The 19,040-nt window shown below is 67.5% G+C and carries 18 protein-coding genes; 12 read left to right on the forward strand and 6 right to left on the reverse strand.

The features are described from left to right. Nucleotides 1-11 precede the first annotated feature (11 nt). Complete coding sequence (locus tag ACFVUS_RS33485; RefSeq protein ID WP_387775841.1) at nucleotides 12-1,799, reverse strand: phytoene desaturase family protein; 1,788 nt, start codon at nucleotides 1,797-1,799, stop codon at nucleotides 12-14. Here ACFVUS_RS33485 and ACFVUS_RS33490 point away from each other — a divergent pair. Further along, nucleotides 1,794-2,042 carry a hypothetical protein gene (locus tag ACFVUS_RS33490; protein ID WP_387775844.1) on the forward strand — a complete coding sequence of 83 codons (249 nt, stop codon included), beginning with the start codon at nucleotides 1,794-1,796 and terminating at the stop codon, nucleotides 2,040-2,042. The genes ACFVUS_RS33485 and ACFVUS_RS33490 overlap by 6 nt on opposite strands. Here the strand turns inward: ACFVUS_RS33490 and ACFVUS_RS33495 are convergent. The 3 genes from ACFVUS_RS33495 to ACFVUS_RS33505 are packed head-to-tail and all read right to left on the reverse strand — an operon-like array spanning nucleotide 2,035 to nucleotide 4,259. Next, entirely contained in the window at nucleotides 2,035-2,562 is a 528-nt protein-coding gene (locus ACFVUS_RS33495; protein ID WP_387775847.1) for a hypothetical protein, read from the reverse strand. The genes ACFVUS_RS33490 and ACFVUS_RS33495 overlap by 8 nt on opposite strands. An 8-nt stretch (nucleotides 2,563-2,570) precedes the next feature. Next, nucleotides 2,571-3,047 (reverse strand): hypothetical protein, encoded by a 477-nt coding sequence (locus ACFVUS_RS33500; protein WP_387775850.1) that lies wholly within the window; start codon nucleotides 3,045-3,047, stop codon nucleotides 2,571-2,573. Nucleotides 3,048-3,050: 3 nt separating this feature from the next. After that, nucleotides 3,051-4,259 (reverse strand): FG-GAP repeat domain-containing protein, encoded by a 1,209-nt coding sequence (locus ACFVUS_RS33505; RefSeq protein WP_387775853.1) that lies wholly within the window; start codon nucleotides 4,257-4,259, stop codon nucleotides 3,051-3,053. A gap of 193 nt (nucleotides 4,260-4,452) precedes the next feature. Here ACFVUS_RS33505 and ACFVUS_RS33510 point away from each other — a divergent pair, with 193 nt between their 5' ends. Next, nucleotides 4,453-5,748 (forward strand): FG-GAP repeat domain-containing protein, encoded by a 1,296-nt coding sequence (locus tag ACFVUS_RS33510; RefSeq protein WP_387775856.1) that lies wholly within the window; start codon nucleotides 4,453-4,455, stop codon nucleotides 5,746-5,748. Here ACFVUS_RS33510 and ACFVUS_RS33515 read toward each other — a convergent pair. Both ACFVUS_RS33515 and ACFVUS_RS33520 read right to left on the reverse strand, forming a co-directional pair. Beyond that, nucleotides 5,738-7,333, reverse strand: coding sequence for a GMC oxidoreductase (locus tag ACFVUS_RS33515; protein WP_387775859.1), 1,596 nt, complete (start codon nucleotides 7,331-7,333; stop codon nucleotides 5,738-5,740). The two genes, ACFVUS_RS33510 and ACFVUS_RS33515, sit on opposite strands and share 11 nt — an antisense overlap. A 143-nt stretch (nucleotides 7,334-7,476) precedes the next feature. Beyond that, complete coding sequence (locus ACFVUS_RS33520; protein WP_387775862.1) at nucleotides 7,477-8,481, reverse strand: AraC family transcriptional regulator; 1,005 nt, start codon at nucleotides 8,479-8,481, stop codon at nucleotides 7,477-7,479. 309 nt (nucleotides 8,482-8,790) lie between these two features. On the opposite strand from ACFVUS_RS33520, the gene ACFVUS_RS33525 reads away from it, so the two are divergent. From ACFVUS_RS33525 to ACFVUS_RS33570, 10 genes are all read left to right on the forward strand, one after another. After that, nucleotides 8,791-10,461 (forward strand): hypothetical protein, encoded by a 1,671-nt coding sequence (locus ACFVUS_RS33525; RefSeq protein ID WP_387775865.1) that lies wholly within the window; start codon nucleotides 8,791-8,793, stop codon nucleotides 10,459-10,461. A gap of 125 nt (nucleotides 10,462-10,586) precedes the next feature. Continuing rightward, nucleotides 10,587-11,441, forward strand: a complete 855-nt coding sequence (locus ACFVUS_RS33530) for an MlaE family ABC transporter permease (RefSeq protein WP_387775868.1) — start codon at nucleotides 10,587-10,589, stop codon at nucleotides 11,439-11,441. Then, nucleotides 11,441-12,307 carry an ABC transporter permease gene (locus tag ACFVUS_RS33535; protein WP_387775871.1) on the forward strand — a complete coding sequence of 289 codons (867 nt, stop codon included), beginning with the start codon at nucleotides 11,441-11,443 and terminating at the stop codon, nucleotides 12,305-12,307. Before ACFVUS_RS33530 ends, ACFVUS_RS33535 begins: the two co-directional genes overlap by 1 nt. A gap of 4 nt (nucleotides 12,308-12,311) precedes the next feature. Further along, entirely contained in the window at nucleotides 12,312-13,298 is a 987-nt protein-coding gene (locus ACFVUS_RS33540) for an MlaD family protein (RefSeq protein WP_387775874.1), read from the forward strand. Continuing rightward, entirely contained in the window at nucleotides 13,295-14,317 is a 1,023-nt protein-coding gene (locus ACFVUS_RS33545; RefSeq protein ID WP_387775877.1) for an MlaD family protein, read from the forward strand. The genes ACFVUS_RS33540 and ACFVUS_RS33545 overlap by 4 nt, the downstream gene beginning before the upstream one ends. Next, nucleotides 14,305-15,294 (forward strand): MlaD family protein, encoded by a 990-nt coding sequence (locus ACFVUS_RS33550; protein WP_387775880.1) that lies wholly within the window; start codon nucleotides 14,305-14,307, stop codon nucleotides 15,292-15,294. The genes ACFVUS_RS33545 and ACFVUS_RS33550 overlap by 13 nt, the downstream gene beginning before the upstream one ends. Continuing rightward, a complete protein-coding gene (locus tag ACFVUS_RS33555; RefSeq protein WP_387775882.1) occupies nucleotides 15,294-16,394 on the forward strand; it encodes an MlaD family protein in 1,101 nt (366 codons plus the stop codon). The genes ACFVUS_RS33550 and ACFVUS_RS33555 overlap by 1 nt, the downstream gene beginning before the upstream one ends. A gap of 20 nt (nucleotides 16,395-16,414) precedes the next feature. Then, nucleotides 16,415-17,434 carry an MlaD family protein gene (locus ACFVUS_RS33560; RefSeq protein ID WP_387775885.1) on the forward strand — a complete coding sequence of 340 codons (1,020 nt, stop codon included), beginning with the start codon at nucleotides 16,415-16,417 and terminating at the stop codon, nucleotides 17,432-17,434. Continuing rightward, on the forward strand, nucleotides 17,431-18,402 hold the full coding sequence (locus tag ACFVUS_RS33565) for an MlaD family protein (protein ID WP_387775888.1): 972 nt from the start codon (nucleotides 17,431-17,433) through the stop codon (nucleotides 18,400-18,402). Before ACFVUS_RS33560 ends, ACFVUS_RS33565 begins: the two co-directional genes overlap by 4 nt. Before the next feature lie 25 nt (nucleotides 18,403-18,427). After that, on the forward strand, nucleotides 18,428-19,030 hold the full coding sequence (locus ACFVUS_RS33570; protein ID WP_387775891.1) for a hypothetical protein: 603 nt from the start codon (nucleotides 18,428-18,430) through the stop codon (nucleotides 19,028-19,030). Nucleotides 19,031-19,040 lie beyond the last annotated feature (10 nt).

Here is a 19,040-nt window from a genome sequence, read left to right on the forward strand (position 1 = left end):
TCCATCGTGGTCTATCGGCGAAGGAGCGGGGCCGTCAGCCGCGTGAGTTGGCGGGTCGGGCTTTGCGGCCGCGCAGCTTGGTATCGGTGGCGACGGCCAGGGGATCCCAGGCCCGGCCGTGCGGTGGGATCTGGTCCGCGTTGCCGAAGACCTCGCCCTTGCGGATCGCGGTGAACAGATCGCGGCCGAGTACGGCACCGGCCGCGCCGACGCCGGAGAGCATGACGCCCTCCACGCCCGGTCCCCAGCCCAGGCTCGCTCCGGCCAGGTAGAGACCCTTGATCTCGGTCTTGGGGGGTGGGGCGCAGCGGGCCGATCTGGCGGAGGTTCATCTCGATGCCGTAGGAGCCGCCCGCGGTGGAGTGGGTGTACCGCTCCTGGGTGATCGGGGTCCCTGCCTCCTGCCAGACGATATGGTCGCGCAGGTTCGGAATGACCTCGGCGGCAAGGTCTATCAGGATTTCGGTGACCGCGTCCTTGACCGCGAGGTATTCGGGATTGTCGCGATATTTCGCGCCGTCGACCGGCCCGTCCGCGCCGAGTCCCCACAGATCGTGGTCGGGCGGCAGGTAGGTCATGATCTCGATGATGGAATGGCCCGCCGGGGCCAGTGCGGTGGTCTGATCCTTGTTGGTGGCGATGTGGATCATCGCCGCGGCATTGTCGCGCAGGATGCCGAGCCAGCGTTCCCGATCGCGGCCCGCGCCCGCCCAGCTCACTGTCTTCCGCATCGGCCCGAAGTCGGCATCGGTGCGGAATTTCCAGATCTGGCTGCTGGTCATGGTTTTCGACAGATCGATATCGAGGCCGAGGTAGGTGTTGAACAGCGGCCACGCCATGGTGTAGCCGGACACCAGCTTTCGCTTCAGCGGGGACACCGCCGACGGGTCGAGCAGTTCCAGATAGGTGCGTTTGAGATCGGCATTGGACACCACGACCGGTGCGGTGATGATCTCGCCGCCGTCGAGTTCGACGCCGCGCACGCGACCGCCCTCGACGATGATCCGGCGCACCCGGGCATTGAGCCGGAAGTCACCGTCATTGGCGCGCAACACTTCCGAGAGCGTGGCCGAAAGCACCTGCCCGCCGCCGATGGGGAAGTACGCCCCGCCTTCGACGTAGTTCTTCAGATAACCGGCCTGCACGATCGCGGGTGCTCGATCGGCCGGGGACGCGTACGCGGGCGTCTGCCCGCACAGCACCGGTCGCAGCGCGGATCCGACCCCGCACAGGTCGAGCAGTCGCGCCAGCGGCACGATCGCGAACGGCGCTGCCCATCCCGCGCGCAGCAGCATGGCCGCGGTGCCGCGCGTGGACGCGGGCGTGGTGGCGCGATCAACCGCGTCGGCCAGCTTGCGAATGATGCGCAGGTACCGGCGCAGCGCCGGTGCCTCGTCCGGAAAGGTCTCGATCAGCCTGTCCCCGTAGGCTTTCCAGCCGCGCGGCACCTTGAAGGTCACCGACGGGAAGTCCAGCACATCGAACCCGTCCGGATCGATCTCACGGAATTCGATGTGCTTGTCCACGCCGACGCCGCGCAGCACGGTCGGGATATTGCCCTCCGGGCGGCCGCAGTCGCCGAGATAGTGCACCCCCACTTCGAACTCATATCCCTTGCGGCGGAACACATGTGTATTGCCGCCGAGTACATCGCCCTGTTCCAGCACGAGCGTGCGGCGGCCATTGGCGGCCAGATAGGCGGCCGCGGTCATACCGCCCATCCCGCTGCCATCGATTACGCCATGGGGTGTCCCGTCATGGCTGCCGCGCAATCCGGCCCGCAGGAGCCCGGTATGCAAGCCGCTTCCGCCGCGACCTTCGCGGGCTGGGCCGATAAGATCGCGGCTGCTCTCGTTGGCGCGGGCGCCGAACCGGTTGCCGCCAAATCCATTGCGAGCATGTCGGTCAGCGCGGTCGAGGGCGCTATCGCCCAGAGTCGCGGCGCGCGTTCCGTCGAGCCGCTGGACGATGTTCGAATCGCGCTGAGCCGGGTGATCGGCTCCGTCATTCCCGCCGCCGCGCCGCCGCGCGTGGTCAGTTGATGAAGCGGAAGCAGGCGCGTTCGCCGCGGTCGCCGATGGTGGCCGAGGACATGCAGACGGTGCGGTAGTTCTTGGCGGGGAGGTTGGAGACCAGGCCGTAGATGTAGCCGTTGGAGCAGGCCGAGGCCAGGGGGTGGGTTTCGAGCTCACCGGTTTTGGTTTCGAAGACGATCGAGCCGGAGGCGCAGTTCGCGTCGATGAAGGGGGCCATATCGGCGAGCCAGCCGATGGTGATGATGGTCCAGTCCGGGTTGACCGCCCAGACCGCGCCGTCGAAGGTGACTCCGGCGGGGAACTGATTGGTGTGTTTGAAGTCGAAGCCGAGGATATTGGCGTTGAAGTTGAAGGGCGGCAACAGGACCGGGGCCTGGTTGGCCGGGCGGGCGGGATAGTCGGCGGCGGATGTTCCGGGAATCGGGTCCGGGGTGGGATCCGCGAAGGCGGTGGCGGTGCCCGCGAGGGTGAGGGTGGCGGCTCCCGCGACGGCGGTGAGCAGGCGGCGGGTGCGCGGGTTCAGCATCGGGGGCCTCAATCGTTGGGGAAGCGGAAGCAGGTTTCGGTGCGCTGCGCGGTTGTCGCGCCGATGCGCTGGGCCACCTCGACGATGGCGCAGATCTCCGCGTAGTCACCGGCGGGGCGGGCCGCGGCCACCAGGAACGGGAACGGGACGCCGCAGCTGGTGCCGACCGGGATTTCTTCCGGTGCACCGGTTTTCGGGTGCAGTACGAATTTTCCGGTGGCGCAGGCGGTATCGAGCGGGGTGGCGTCGGCCAGCAGACCCACTATTCCGGCGTTGATGCCGGGTTGCAGGGTGATGATGTCGGCGTCGAAGAGCGCACCGTCGGGGACGGTGGTGAAATGATTGACGCTGGTGCCGCCGAAGCTCGTTCCGAAGGACAGCGTCGGCTCGACCGCCTGCGCCGGGGTCGCGGCCGCGAGGGCCGCTAGTGCGCCGCCGAGCACGGCGGACGCGCGGATACCGTTGCGGGACAGAGATACTCGCATGGTTCAGCCTTTCTCGGCGCTGCGGTTCAGGAGTACGGCCACGTCCTCGGACACGCTGCTCATGCTGATGAGTTCGGGACGGCCGTCGCCATTGAGATCGACCGCCTCCATCGCCTGCGGTCCGAGTCCGATGGTGTGCTGTTCCACGTAGGTGAAATTGCGGTGCCCGTCGCCCTTGAAGATCATGGCGGTGGACGGAACGTACTGTCCGGCAGCGATATCCGGGATGCCGTCCCCGTCGAAATCGGCGATGGCGATGGTGCACGGCGCGAGCGCGGGGCCGATCAGCTGCGGTGCGCTGAAATTGCCGTGCCCGTCCCCCCAGTGCACCCCGGCGCTGAAGCCCGCGACATTGGCGGTGATCAGGTCCAGATTGCCGTCACCGTCCACATCGGCGAGTTTGAGATCCTCACTCGGCAGCGCGGCCAGATTCCAGCGCGGCGGTGCGAAGCCGCCGTGCCGGTCATTGAGCATCACCCAGACGCCGGAGGTGGCCAGATCGTGGAAGGCCAGATCCGGGTAACCGTCATTGTCGAGATCCCCCGCGAGCACGCTGGCCTTGCTCACACCCACGCCGTACCACTGTGGTTCGGCGAAATGCCCCTGCCCGTCACCGTGCATGATGCCGACGCCGCCGGGTACCGGCAGCAGACTGTTGAAGGCGATGTCGACGGTGCCGTCGTGGTCGAAATCGGCCAGTGCCACCCCGAACGGTATGCCGCCGGTGCGGTAGCTGACATCGGGATTGAAGTCGGTGGCATAGCTGCGGTCGACGTGGAAGACGCCGTGCCCGTCATTGAGCAGTACCGAGATGCTGAGGAAATTGGTGACCACCAGATCCGGTGCGCCGTCCCCGTTCAGATCCGCCACCTGCACCGCGTTCGCGCCGACTTCGGTGTGCACGAACTGATTTCGCCGCAGCCGCCCGGTGCCGTCACCGAACATGATGCCGACGCCGTCCACGATGCCGGTGGCCGCCACGTCCACGGTGCCGTTGCCGTCGAAATCCGCGTACGCCATGGTCTGGGATCCGAACGCGGGTCCGAGCCCGCCGACGTTGTACTGCGCCGATTCGCTGAAGATCGGATTCGCGCCCTCGGAGGAACCCGAACTCGATCCGGCGGGCAGCGCGCCGGCGGTCCCGGTGGTGAGGGCGGCCAGCGCCAGCGCGACTACGGCGGTGACGGCTCGAATCCGTTGTGTATCGGTCATGTACGCGGTCCTCGACTCCTGATGTGACGCACAGCTCATTCGTCCCAGACGGTAGAGCGCCGCAGGTCCCGGCGATGCGCCATGAAACGCCAGGTGGTTGACATCCGCGGACAGCGGTCGCGGCGGCGTGGTCGATACCGGTCGGCCGTCGATAGTTTCGGTGGGCTTTCGGGTCGGAAATCAGGAGGGCAGTGTGGCCGGTATCGGGGACAGCGTGCGGCGGACGGGTGTGGTCGCCGCGGCGGTGATCGCCGCGACGCTCGGCGGCGGAGTGGCGCAGGCGGCGGGCGGTGCGACGTTCGCGCCCGCGCAGTTCTACGACACCTTCGCGGGCGGGCCGTTCTTCATTCGGGCGGTCGATATGAACGGGGACGGCAAACCCGATATCGTCACCTGCGATTCGCTCCAGGGCGGCTGGGGCGGGTTGTCGGTGCTTCTGAATCACACCGAGAACGGTTCGACCACAACCAATTTCAGTAGACCATTCAATGTGCCCGGGGTTCCGCTGTCGTTCGGCTGCAATGTCGCGGATGTCAACGGCGACGGTCGCCCGGATCTGATCGCCACCGACGCCACCAAACTCGGGGTCGGCGGTGTGGTGGTCATGCTGAACCACACCGAGAACGGTTCCGATACACCGGTTTTCGGCCCGCCGCAGTACTTCGCGGGTGGACTGATGCCCGCCGTGGTCGCATCGGCCGACATCAACAATGACGGCCGCCCGGATCTGATCATCGGCGATACCGCCAATGTCGTGCTCGGCACCACCCAGGTGCTGATGAACACCACCGAACCCGGTTCGGACACAGCGACTTTCAGTGGCCCGTACTTCTTCAACGGCGGTATCACCACCGAGGGCATCGCCGCCGCCGATATCAACGGCGACGGCAGGACCGATCTGGCGATCGGGGAAACCAGCTCCAGCACCGTCACGGTGTTGATGAACTTCACTCCCGACGGCGCGCCGGTCCCGGATCTGCGCCCGACCACCTATTTCTTCCCGTTCGCCACCTGGGTCGGGCTGGCGGACATGAACAATGACGGCAAACCGGATCTGATGTCCGATGTCGGCATTCTGGGTAATCCGCTGGTGGGCATGTTCTCCGCGGTGAACCGCACGCCCGCCGGTGCGCCGGTTCCGGTGTTCCCGACCGTGCTGGACGGCGCGCAGGCGCATCAGGCGGGCGGCTGGGCCACCGAGAACACCGCCATCGCGGATTTCGACGGTGACGGTAAGCCCGACGCGATCCTGGCCAGCCCGTACCTGAATATCCGCAATCAGCTGTCGCTGCTGCGCAATACGACCGGGGATGGTGCGCAGGCGCTCACCTTCGATCCGCCGGTGCTCATCGGTGATGCGGGCTGGACGCCGAATTCCTTGGATACCGCGGATTTCAATGGCGACGGCCGACCCGATGTGGTCACCGGGTCGTTCCTGTCCGTCACGGGTGGCGGCTCCCTGGCCGTGCTGATCAACCTCACGCGCTGACCGCCGGGATATGCGTCATGGCGGCCTCGGCCATGGCGCATATGGTCAGGCTCGGATTCACGCCCACATTGGCGGGCACCGCCGAGCCGTCGCAGACGAGCAGTCCGGTGTAACCGAAAACCTGGTGCTGTGAGTCGATTACGCCGTGTTCGCGATCCGCGCCGATCACCGCGCCGCCCAGGAAGTGCGCGGTCATCGGCGCGGAACCGAGTGTCTCACCGAGCGAGGCCAGGGCGCGCCCGTCCATGCGCCGCGCCGCCAGCGCCGCCACCCGGCGGGCGATATCCACGGCGGATTCCCCGCCGGGCACCGTGCCCGCCGCCTCGGTGCGCAGGCGGCCGGGACCGAAACCCTTTCGCAGGCGCAGGGATACGTCGGTGCCGCGCATCACCGTGAAGATGACCGTGCGCCGCGACCATTGCCGGTGGCCCAGCAGGTCCAGCAGATATCCGGGGTAGGCCCGCAGGAATTGGCCCCACTTGCCGAGCGTGCTGTGCGCGGTGGTGGCGGGGCCGTAGGTCAGCGCCAGCAGTCCGCCGCCGTCACCGTAGGTGTTGTTGGTGATATGCGTATGCTCGCCCAGGAATACGCTCGAGGTGATGGCGGCATCGCTGCGATAGTCCGCGCCCGGTACGGAAGTCGTTGCGGCGGGGATGGATTCGTCATTGGTGCGCACGATGTCACCGAGCCGGTCGGACAGCCCGGGCAGCGAACCGCGGCGTTTGCAGGCGGCCAGCAGTTCATTGGTGCCCAGGGTGCCCGCCGCCAGCACCACCGACCGCGCGGTGAATTCTCGTGTCCTGCCGTGTCTCAGCCCCGGTCGGCGGGCACGCACCCGGTACCCGTGTTCGCCGTTTGCGCCGCCCAATGGGGCGAGATCCACCACCTTGAGTTCGGAAAGCACCGCGGCCCCGGCCTTTTCGGCCAGCCATAGGTAGTTCTTGGGCAGGCTGTTCTTCGCTCCGTAGCGGCAGCCGAGCATGCACTGCCCGCATCGCACGCAGCCGGTGCGCGCCGGACCCGCGCCGTCGAAGTACGGGTCGGGCGCCGTCTGCCCCGGCGCGCCGAAGTAGACGGCGATCGGGGTATTCCGATAGCCCTGTGGCACAGCGAGATCGGCGGCCAGGTCGCGCATGAGATCGTCCACCGGTCGTTCGCCGGTATAGGGCAGCACGCCCAGCATGTGCCGGGCGGTATCGAAATGCGGTGCCAATTCCGTACGCCAATCCGCCAATTCACCCCATTGCGGATGCCGGTAGAACTCGTCGCTGTCGGGTTGATACATGGTGTTGGCGTAGACGAGACTGCCGCCGCCCACGCCGACCCCGGCCAGCACCGTCGCGTGCCGATACGGCGCGACCCGCAGTATGCCGCGCAGGCCGAGCCCGGGCAGCCACAGGAATTTCCCCAATTGTGTTGCCCGGTCCGCGAAATCGGTATCGGCGAAACGGCGGCCCTGTTCGATGATGCCGACCCGGTACCCCTTCTGGGCCAGGCGCAGTGCGCTGACGCTCGCCCCGAATCCGCTGCCGACCACGATCCAGTCGTAGTCGAACCCCTGGCTCCCGGGTTTGGAATTGTCCACGTCGTGCCCTCCGCGCTGCCGAATGTCCCGGGCACGCTATCGGGCATCGGGCGGCAGCGAGAAGGTCAACGGCGGACGCGCCATACACATTTCACGTCAGCGGCACCGGTCCGGCGCACCGCCGGACGGCGCGGAGCCGGAGGCTAGACCAGCTCCGGCTCCGGCAGCCGGGTACCCGCGCGTCCCCGCCGCGCGCGGTATTCCTGTGGCGGACAACCCTTCCAGCGCCGGAAGGCCCGGATGAACGAGGCCGCTTCCGCGTACCCCAGTCGCGCCGAGACCTGTTCGGTGGTCATCTCGGTGTGCTCGAGCAGCTCCTCGGACAGCGCCTGGCGCACCTCGTCGAGCAGCACCCGGAAGGAGGTGCCCTCATCGGCGAGCCGCCGCGACAGGGTGCGCGGGCTGACGAAGAGTTCGGCCGCCACCGACACCTGATCCGGGATCTCACCGGGCGTGCGCACCAGCAGATCGCGCACCGCGCCCGCGACACCGGTGCGGGCATGGCGGCGGGTGAGCAGATCGCGGCACATCTGCTCGCAGGTGCTGCGGGCCCATTCGTTCGCCTGCGGCAGCGGCAGATCCAGGAAGGCGGCCTGGAACGCGACCTCGTTGCGGGCGGCCCCGAAAGTCGGCTCCAGTTCGAACACCCGGCGATAGCGGCCGGTGTCGGCGGGCCGATCGTGCCGGAGACTGACGCGGTGCAGCGGGATTCCGACCGAGAACAACTCGGTGCTGATCATCTGGATTCCGGTCAGCACCCGATCGGCCAGGAAGTCCCGCACATCCTCGGGCACCTCGCGGTCCTCGTAGACCAGGCGCGCCTCGCCGTCGGATTCCTCGAAGGTCAACTGCCCGAAGACGAATGCCAGTTCGACGAAGCGCAGTGCCACGCCGATGGCATCGCGCAGGGTGCGGCTACTGAGCAGTGCCAGCCCGAGCGGTCCGTACAGGGATATGTGATAGCGGCTGCCCGCGTCCACCCCGAGCCCCGGTTCGTCGCCGAAGCGGGCGAGCACATTGCGGATCAGGGCGAGTTCCTGCCGGGCGGTGACCTCGATATTCGGATCGTTGACCGTCTCAGGCGGTAGCCCGGTGCCCGCCAGGCAGGCGGCAGCCCGCATGCCTCGTTCCTCCGCGAGCCGTGTCATCACGTGGACGCTGGAGGTATTGCGCAATAAATCCCAATCGAACATGTAGCTGTAGTCCTCATCGACTCCTCGGGCCCACCACCGTCCCAGAGGGTTGGTGGCGCGGCTCGCCTTCCCGGTAGTCAGTGTGGCACAACCGACAGCCGGAAATGTTGTGCATGGTGACGAAGCCTCGCATCCGGTTGATCCGGGCGGCCGGACCATTCACCCTTTCGGACGCGTTGTTCCCCGGTCAGAGCGGTATTTCCGGTGTTCTGCCTAGGCTGGCCCGGTTGTGACCGGACAGCAGAATGAACGGGAGATCGCGCCGTGACGCGTACGGAACAGGTCCTGGAAACCGCCGACGGCATCCGTGTGAGCATGGTCGGGCACCATGTTCCACTGCCCCACGGCTCCCCTGAACACCCTCTCGAATGCGACGAATTACGACATTTGCGCGTTCGCGGTGAGATTGCCTCAGACGATCCAGCTCGCGCCGATGTGGTGATCGCACTGCTGCCCGGTGCCATCGCGGGTGCCCGCTCCCTGCAACCGCTGGCCCGCAATGTGGTCCGCGAACTCGCCGCGGCGGGGCGCACCGCCGAGGTGTGGGTGTTCGATCGCCGCGCCAATGGCGTGGAAGACCATTCGGCCATCGAGGTCGCCATGGCCGAGGGCGACTATCACCTCGCCTTCGACTACTACTTCGGCGGCAGACCGGTCGGCGGTCGTACCTTCGGTGGTTTTCACCGCGACCGCGAGCTCGGCTTCCTCGCCGAATTCGGAATGGCCCGCACGGTGCGGGACGCGCACGAGGTACTGCGACGCGAACTCCCGGACCCGCAGGTCCGCGCGGAAAAGCTGTTCCTGGGCGGACATTCGCTGGGCGGCATTCAGGCGGGCGCGTACGCGGCCTGGGATTTCGACGGGCGGCCCGGCCACGAGCAGATCGCCGGTCTGATCGCACTGGACACCATCACCCACCTGGACCCGCTGCGGCTGGAGCGGCGGCGCGCGCTGGCCGCACCGCTCGGCGCGCTGGCCCGGGCGGCCGAACGCGCGCCCGCCGCCATGCGCCGCGGTCGCGTGCCGCGCAGCACCGCGGTATTACGCGGCGGCTGGGGCAATGCCGAGGCGTTCGCGATCGTCGCCGCGGTGGCCGCGGCGGCGGTGCTCGCGCCGGACGAGGAGACCGATATCCTGCGGCTGCTGCCCGAGCACGGCACCGCGGATCTGCTGGTGCGCGGCTCCACCGCGCGCACGTGGCGCGAATTCCTCTCGCGCACCACCGATTACCGCAAACTGCGGATCACCAATCAGGCGCTGCTCGGACTGCTCGGCGGCGCGCACACCTCGGTGAACATGGCCGTGCTCTCGATGAGCTGCGGCACGCTGGACAGCGCCGCGGTCGCCCCGCGCGGCTTCCCGCTCTCCTTCGAGGCCGGGCAGCTGCCGGGATTGCGGAGCCTGTATCAGGCCGCCTGCGGTACCGCCCCGCGCTACAGTCCGACCTCCTTCGACACCCTGTACCGCTGGCGGGATTACGACCGCTGCGGAACCACCGACGCCCCAGCGCAATTCAGCCGCACCGGCATTCCGGCCGCCACCGCGAGCAGTGAGGTGGTGAGCATTGTGGAACTGGCACGCATATTGGCGGGCGGGCGGCTCAATGTCTTCGAGGACTACTTCCCACTCCGGCAGCCCTTCGACGCCATCGCGATGCTCACCGGCTGCCGCACCGGCTCACTCGCCCCGCTGCGGCATGAAAAGGGCGCTGCCCGCCTACCTTTCGTGAATCTGATGGGAGCGTCCAGCTTCACCCGGACGCTGTCGCGCTGGGGCGTCTACCCGGAACGCGATGTGCACTGGTTCCCGGGCTATCTGCACTGCGATCTGGCGGCGGGCGCGCACCCGCGCGCCGACGGCACGCCCGAGCCGATCGCCGCGGCCCTGGCCGATTTCGTGGGCAGTGTGTTGCCCTCGGTTCCGCTCGCGTCCTGAGTGATCCGCAGGCGCGACGCGGGACGGTCGGAAACTGTCAAACCGCTGACCGTCCGTGCCATGGGCAGCGCCGCGGTCGCTGCATAGCGTGCAGCGCAGGGAGTTCACGCGGGAAGGAGGGGCGGATGCGGATCGAGACGGAGCCTCGCGGCGGGGATGAACCACTCACGGCGCTCAGGATCGCCCGGAACAGCTTCTCCGGCATAGCGATCGGCGGCCTGCGCACCTTCGGGCGCACGGTCGATCTGGGGGCGCAAGTGGTGCGCGGGACAGTCGCCGACGTGTTCGCCGGACGCTTCCAATGGCGCGAGATGTTCTCCCAGGCCTGGTATCTGATCACCGTCACCGCGATTCCGGCCATCCTGATGGCGGTTCCGTTCGGTGTGGTGGTGTCGGTGCAGGTGGGCAATCTCATCCATCAGCTCGGTGCGGATTCACTGCTCGGCGCGGCCGGCGGATTGGGCGTCATCCAGCAGGGCGCGCCCATCGCCACCGGCCTGCTGCTCGGCGGGGCGGGGGCCTCGGCCATCGCCTCGGATCTGGGTGCGCGCACGGTGCGCGAGGAGATCGACGCACTGCGGGTGATGGGCATCGATCCGGTGCACCGGCTGGTGATTCCCCGCGTCACGGCCATGGTGCTGGTCGCGCCGCTGCTGAATATCCTGGTCATCTTCGTCGGGGTGGTCGCCGGGTACGTCGTCGCCATCAGCGCGCAGCAGGTGACGCCGGGCAGCTACTGGGCCACCTTCGGCGCGTTCACCGTGCTGACCGATGTCTGGATCTCGCTCGCCAAGGCGGTGCTGTTCGGTTTCGTGGTGGTGATCGTGGCCTGTCAGCGCGGATTGGAGGCGCGCGGGGGGCCGCGTGGCGTCGCCGACGGGGTGAACGCGGCGGTGGTGCTGTCGGTGGCGGGGATCATCGTGATCAATTTGGCGCTCACCCAGATCGTGGCCATGTTTCTGCCCATGCGGGTGGCGTGATGACCGCTACTCCATACCTGCCCAAGGGTTTTCGCACCGCGCGTCGCCTGGCTCGCACGTCGGGGCGCACCCTGACGCCGCTGGAGAACACCGGGTTCATGCTCGGGTTCATCGCGCTGGCGCTGGCCGGAATCCCGGTGACGCTGCGCCGCTATCGGGCGCAGACGCTGCGCGCCATCACGGATATGACCTGGGGCCGTGGCTCTTTGATCGTCGGCGGGGGCACGGTGCCCATGCTGACCGTGCTCGGCGCGGCGATCGGCGCGGGGGTGGGCATCCAATCCTTCGCGGCCTTGAACCTGCTCGGACTGGGCTCGGTATCGGGTGTGGTGTCCGCGTTCGCCAATACCCGCGAGCTGGCTCCCATCGCGGCCGCGGTGGGTTTCGCGGCGCAGGCGGGCTGCCGGATGACCGCCGAGATCGGGGCCATGCGCATCTCCGAGGAGATCGACGCGTTGGAATCGCTCGGCCTGCGGTCGATTCCCTTCGTGGTGAGCACCCGGATCATCGCGGGTGCGGTGGCCATCGTGCCGACCTTCCTGATCGCGCTCATCCTGTCGTACGCGTCCTGCTCGGCGGTGATCGTGCTGCTGCACGGTCAGGCGAACGGGGTGTACGACCACTACTTCTTCCAATTCACCAGTGGCTATGACATTTTCGCGGCGGTGGTGAAGATCCTGGTGTTCGGCGTCGCGGTGATCCTGATCCACTGCTACTACGGTTTCTTCGCCTCCGGTGGACCCGAGGGTGTCGGTATCGCCTCCGGGCGCGCGGTGCGCGCCAGCTTCGTGGCCATCATCGCCCTGGACATGGTGCTGACGCTGCTGCTGTGGGGTATCAATTCCGCGATCGAATTCCCGGGGTAGGGCGATGCCGAATTACGCGATTCCGGGTGTGCGCATCGGGCGCGGCCCCTCCCGGCTGCTCGGGGCACTGGCCGTACTGCTGGTCGTGATCGCCGTGCCGGGATGGAATGCGCTGGAGCACAGGACAACCGGTGCGCTGATGCGCATCCAACTGCGGACCGGGCAGATCGGCGAGGGCATCGATACCGGCACGCCGGTGCGCTTCGACGGTGTGGCCGTCGGGCGGGTCACCGAGGTGAAGACCGCCGAGCGGGGCAGGCAGCTGCTCACCCTCGAGCTGGATCCGGCGCAGATCGCCTCGCTCACCGATGCCCTCGGGGTGGATTACGCCCCCGAGAACCTGTTCGGCATCAGCGCGGTCGCGCTGCGCGGTGCGCCGGGCGGGTCCGCGCTGCGGGACGGGCAGGTGATCGATCTGGCCGACCGGGTGAATGACGTGACGATGGGCGCGCTGCTGCGCTCGCTCACCCAGACCTCGACCGAGGTGCTCACCCCGCAGCTGACACGGCTGCTGACGCAGGCGAATTCGGATCTGCGCGCGTTCAGCCCGGTGCTGCGCGCGGTGGTCGAACTCAGCCGAGCGGTGGCGGATACCCAGCGGTACCCGTCCTCGTTCCTGCTGGATCAGTACGCCGGATTCCTCACCGGCTTCGGCTCGTTCACCTCGGCCACCTTCAAATTGGCCAAGGCGATCCTGGACATCCAGATCTTCCAACAGGATCGCGACCGCTACGACGCGTCCATCACCATGCTGCGCGAGGGCGTATTGAAGGGTCTGGCAACGACTTTCGGTACGGTGCACGACAGCCTCGGCGGTTTCACCGATCCGCTCGCGCCGGTGGTGCGGGCGCTGGCCGATACCGTGCCCGATCCCGCGACTTCGCACGCTCAGCTCACCGAGACCATCGACCGGCTGCATCGCATGTTCGCGGACAGCCCGGATGGTCCGATGCTGAATGTCGCGGTCACGCTCCTGGGGGCGGGCCGATGACACAGCGGGGAATGGTCGGAGTCCTGCTGCGGCTGGGCGGCTTCGCGACGGTGATGATCGTGCTGCTGCTCGCCGTGATCACCGCCATCGTGCGGCCGGTGAGCGGTGAAACCGATTCGTACCGAGCGGAATTCACCGATGTCAGCGGGCTGAAGACCGGTGACGACGTGCGCATGTTCGGGGTGCAGGTCGGCAAGGTGACCGGTATCGAACTGCGCGGCACACGAGCGGTGGTGGCGTTCACCGTGCGTGCGGACCGGCCCTGCTTCGTCACCAGCGGGTTCGCGATCCGATATCAGACGCTCACCGGGCAGCGGTATGTCGATGTGCGGCAGCCGGATTCACCCGGCGAGCGCTTGGCCCCCGGGTCCACGGTGCCCGCGGACCGGACGGTGCCCTCGTTCGACATCACCCAGCTGTTCAATGGTTTGCAGCCGGTGCTGCGGGAATTCTCGCCCGGTGCGCTGAATCAGTTCACCGAGAGCGTGCTGGCGGTGATCCAGGGCGATGGCAATGGCATCGGCCCCGCGCTGGACGCGTTCGAACAGCTGAGCCGCTATATCACCGATAAACAGGCCGTGCTGTCGCTGGTGCTGTCCAATCTGCAGGCCATCTCCGAGCAGATCGGTGGTAAGTCACCGCAATTGGTAACTCTGCTGAAGGGCATCGCGGATGTGTTCACCTCATTCCGGGTCGAACTCGACGGGCTGCTGCATTTCGCGGCGGTCGCGCCGTCGGCGCTGGGGCCGCTCAACAGCCTGTTGAAAACCCTGGGTATGACCGAAAATTCGAATCCGAACCTGGAGCAGGACCTACAACGACTGTTCCCCGATCCCGATCAGGCGCTGGACACGCTCGGGCGGCTGCCGGGTCTATTGCAGTCGCTGGCCAATCTGCTACCGCCGGCCGGTCCGATCGCGGGGGAGATCACGCTGACCTGTTCCAAAGGGCCCGCCGAGGTGCCCGCGCCGTTCGCGGTGCTGATCAGCGGGCAGCGGGTGTCGATATGCCGAAGTTGAAGCCCGGCAGCGCCGCTCGTGAACTGCGATTGGGCCTGTACGGTGCGGCGGCGCTGACCGTACTGCTCGTCGCGACGGCGGTCTGCTATCTGCTCCCGCTCGGAAAGTCCACCTACACGGCCGATCTCACCGAGGCCCGGTCGGTGCGGGCCGGGGATGAGATCCGCATCGCCGGGATTCCGGTCGGAGCGGTGAAATCCCTCGAACTGCTGCCGGATCGGGTGCGCATGACCTTCACGGTGAACGACAACGTCTTCCTCGGCGATCGGACCGGCCTGGAGGTGCGCATGCTGACCGTGGTCGGCGGCCACTACATCGCCGCCTTCCCGGCGGGGGACCGGCCACTGGGTCATGCGGCGATACCCTCCGATCGAGTTCGGCTGCCCTACAGTCTGATTCGCAGTCTCCAGGACGCCACCGTGCCGATTCAGCAGGTGGATGGCGATACCCTGCGCCGGAACTTCGACGCGCTGGCCGGATCGCTCGACGACAGTCCGGACGCGTTGCGGCGCATGGGTACCGCAGTGCAGGGGCTGGTCGGACTGCTGGACCGGCAGAACGCCGATGTGTCCCGTGCGCTCACCGTGATGGATGAATATCTGACCGCCGTCAACGGCAATCGAGCACTGCTGGGGACCTTCCTGCGCAAGATCGGCTCACTGGAGACCGACGGTCTGGCCAAGAAGGCGGAAATTGCCGAATCACTGTCCGTGACAGCGGAATTGCTATCGCGCATCGCAGGTATCGAACCCGCCTGGCGGACCGAGCTGGAACCGCTCGCGGATCAGCTGGAAGCCGCGGTCCCGCAACTCGAGGAGCTGGGCCGCCGCTTCGATCAGGCGATCGACAGCCTCGGCCGGTTGCAGGATCGGCTACGTGCGGCATCGACGCCGCAGGACGGGGTGGTGGTGGATCAATCCGGAATCACCCTGTCCGCCCCGCAGGTCTGCATTCCACTGCCGGGCCGGGGGTGCTGATGAAACGGGTATTGGGCACACCGGGTTTCGTGACGGCGACCGGTGTGGCGCTGGTGATACTGGTGACCGTTGTCGGCTATCTGCTCGCCTTCGATCCGCTGCGGGGGACCATCGGATACTGCGCCGTGCTGCCGGACTCCATCGGGCTGTATCCGGGGAATCAGGTCACCACGCGCGGCCTCCCGGTCGGCACCGTGGATCGCGTCGAACCCGAGAACGGTTCGGTAAGAGTCACTTTCACCGTTGACGCCGCCTATCCGCTGCGTGGCAAGGTGACGGCGACGACCGTATCGGACACCCTGGTCGCCGATCGGCAGCTGGAGGTGCTCGGGGATAACACCGCACCGGACAACTGGCCCGAGAAGACCTGCATCACACAGACTTTTACGCCCAAGAGCATCACCCGGACGCTCGGAGCCTTCGCCGATCTGGCCGGGCAGCTCAATGGCGACGGCGATCCCGCCCAGGCCGATCGGCTGCGCGACGCGGTCCGGAGCTTCGATCGCGCCACCTCCGGGGGCGGCCCGAAACTGAATCAGCTCATCAAGGATCTCGGCTCGGCCCTGAACCATCCCGATGCCGCCGTCGCGCATCTGGGGGCGGTGCTGGACGCGTTCGCCTCGCTCGCCGACAGCATCTCGCTGAACTGGGGCGATATCAAAGTGGCGCTCACCCAGGCCAATGAGGGCATCGGCTTCATCAACTCGGTGTGGGGCGAGACGGTGCGCATCGTGGATTCACTGCTGGTGATCCTGCCGTGGTTCAACACCATCGCGCACAAGTACGGGCGCTCCATCCTCAACGGCCTGGACGCCGCGGTGCCGAAACTGCGGCTGCTGTCGGCGGGCATCGGGTCGCTGCAACGGCTGCTCGGCATGCTCCCGGCGGTGGTTTCGGCGTTCGGGCAGTTCATCGACGGTCGGACCGGGCAGGTGAAGGTCGGTTACGCGGCGCCGCGCGTCGCGCTGCCCAAGGACAGCGCGGAGCAGGTGTGCGCGGCACTGGCCATACTGCGGCCGGGGGAGTGCCGCGGCGCGGACGATGGGCTCGTGACGATGGATCTGATACCGCTGATACTGGGATCGGCGGGTGCACGATGAGGCGAATCATGCTCGGCTGCATGGCATTCACCGTCGCTGCCGCACTGTCCGCGGGCTGTTCCTTCGATCCGGCGCAGCTCCCGGTGCCGGGTGCGGCGGTGCCGGGACCGACCTATCGGGTGCACATCGAATTCGCCAGTGCGCTGAACCTGCCCGCGCAAGCGAAGGTGGTGGCCAATGGCACCCGGATCGGCAGTCTCCGTTCGGTCCGGGTGATCGATCCCTCCGCCGCCGGTCCCGGCCGCGTCGACGCGGAAGTGGAACTCGAAGCGGCGGTGCGGCTTCCGGTGGCCACCACCGCGCAGCTGCGGCAGAACACCCTCCTGGGTGATGTCTTCATCGGGCTCACCACGCCGCCCGATGACCTGGCGCGGAGTATTCCGGCGGGCGGGACGATCCCGTTGGCGCAGACCAAACCCGCGCTCCAGGTGGAGGATTTGCTGTCGGGACTCTCCACCTTCGTCGGCGGCGGTGCGCCGCATCAGGTGCAGGAGATCATCGAGCAGGCCAATGCCGTGCTGCCCGCGGATAAGCGGGACACCGCAAGGATTTTCGATCGGATAGGCGTCGACGTCGCGGACGTGGCGGGCAATCTCGATGTGCTGGACCGATTCCTGGATGGCTTCCAGCAGGACTTGGACGCGGTGCTGGGAAATCCACGCGAACTGAACGCGCTGCTGAGTGCGCAGGGCGCACATGACATTCCGGCGGACGTGCAGGCGCTGGTGAACACCCTCGGCATTGTCGGCTCGCTCGGCGATATCGGGCAGTCCCTGGTGCCGTTCGCGCCGCTGCTGCGCGCCGGGGACGCCGCCGCGGCGGCGTTCGTGCCGATGCTGCTGGCGCGCAACCCCCTCGACCTGGACGCGCCATCCAATCTGAATCGCCTGGTGGCGCTGCTACGGGACCGGGTGCTGCCCTTCGCGCAGAGCGGCGCGAAGGTGAATATCACCTCGGTGACTCTGGGCGATGCCCCCGACGCGGGCGATCAGATCGAAGCCATGGTGCGCGCGCTGCGCATGATCGGAGTGGTGCGATGAGGCCGAGTTCGGTGCTGTCCCTGCTGAGCATCATGGTGATTCTGTTGTCCGGCAGCTGCTATCTCGCCTTCGGGGTCGCCCGGGTGGACTGGTCCGGCCGCGATATCGATGCGGCACTGCTCATTCCGCGTTCGGGCGGGCTGCTGCCGCGCTCGAAGGTGCTGCTGTCCGGGGTGCAGATCGGTCAGGTCGGCGCGGTGACGCATACCGCCGACGGGGTGCTGGTCCGGGTGCGCGTCTCGGACCGCTATCCGATACCGGTCGCCAGCACGGTGCGCATCGAAGGTCTGTCCGGTCTCGGCGAGTCCTATATCGAGATCGAGCCGGGCGCGAGCGCGGGCCCCTTCCTGCGCGACGGTCAGACCCTGCGTGGCAGTGGAATCGCCACGCCCGTAACCATTCCCGAGGTCGCCGCGACCGCCACCCGGCTCATGCGGCAGCTGGATCCGGCCGCGCTCGCGTCCATCGTGGACACGTTCGGTCAAGCCATGGCCGGTACCGATGCGGTGATCCCGGATCTGGCCCGCGCCACCGATCTGCTGGCCGCGACCCTGGTGAGCCGGACCGATCTGATCCGGCGCATGCTGGTGGCCCTGCAATCGCGGGCCACCGATATGGACTGGGCGGAGCCGGCCCTGGTGAGCGCGTCCGGGCCGTGGGCCGATTTCGGGCCGCGGGTGTCGGAGGTCGCGGCCGCCATCGCGGCCGTCATTCGCGCGGGCGATCTGCCGGATTCGTTTCTGAGCGAGGACCGGAACGCCCCGGGCCTGGTGCCGTTCCTGCGCGAATTGACCGATCGATTGCGGCAGCTCGGACCGGACCTCGCGCCGCTCGCGCCGCTCGTCGCCCCGTTGTACGCGAGCGCAACCCCGCTGCTCCAGCAATTGGATCTCGGCAGCCTGATCGGCCAGGCCCTACATGCCACCAGCCCCGACGGCACGCTGCGGTTGCAGCTGCGCGTCAAGTGATCACACCCTCGTATCGGAGTTCGCCATGACGACAGACCTCGACACCGACGTCGACGAAAAAGCAGAGCAGGCAAAGGTATCCGTGCTGCGCGCTGTCGATTCACCACGGGCGGTGGCGATTTCGGTGCGCACCCTGCTCTGGTCGGCGCTGGTGGCGGTGCCCGTGATCATCGCCGTGGTGCTGGCGGTGCTGCTGGTCTCCGCGCGCGGCGACCTCGCGGACCGGGACGGCCGGGCCGCCGACGACGCCCGCGCCGAACAGGTGGCCAGCGATTACGCGGTCGGCGCGGCCACGGTCAATTTCGCCGACTTCGACTCCTGGGTAGCGCGTTTGAAGAAGAACACCGCGCCCGCGCTCGCCACCAAATTCGATGCCACCGCGCCGAAATTGCAGGATCTGCTCACCCCGCTGAAGTGGACCTCCACCGCCGCCCCGATCTCGGCGAAGGTGGTGAGCGCGGCGGCGGGGGTCTACAAGGTGAACGTCTTCGTCAATGTCTCCTCCACCAACGCGCAGAATCCGGACGGCGCGCAGACCACCGTCACCTACAACGTGACGGTGGATCGCAATGCCGACTGGAAGATCAGCGATGTCGGCGGAATGGACGGGGCGCTCCCGCTGAAGTGACCCGGAGGCC

Source organism: Nocardia sp. NPDC058058 (assembly GCF_042885355.1).
GTDB lineage: Bacteria > Actinomycetota > Actinomycetes > Mycobacteriales > Mycobacteriaceae > Nocardia.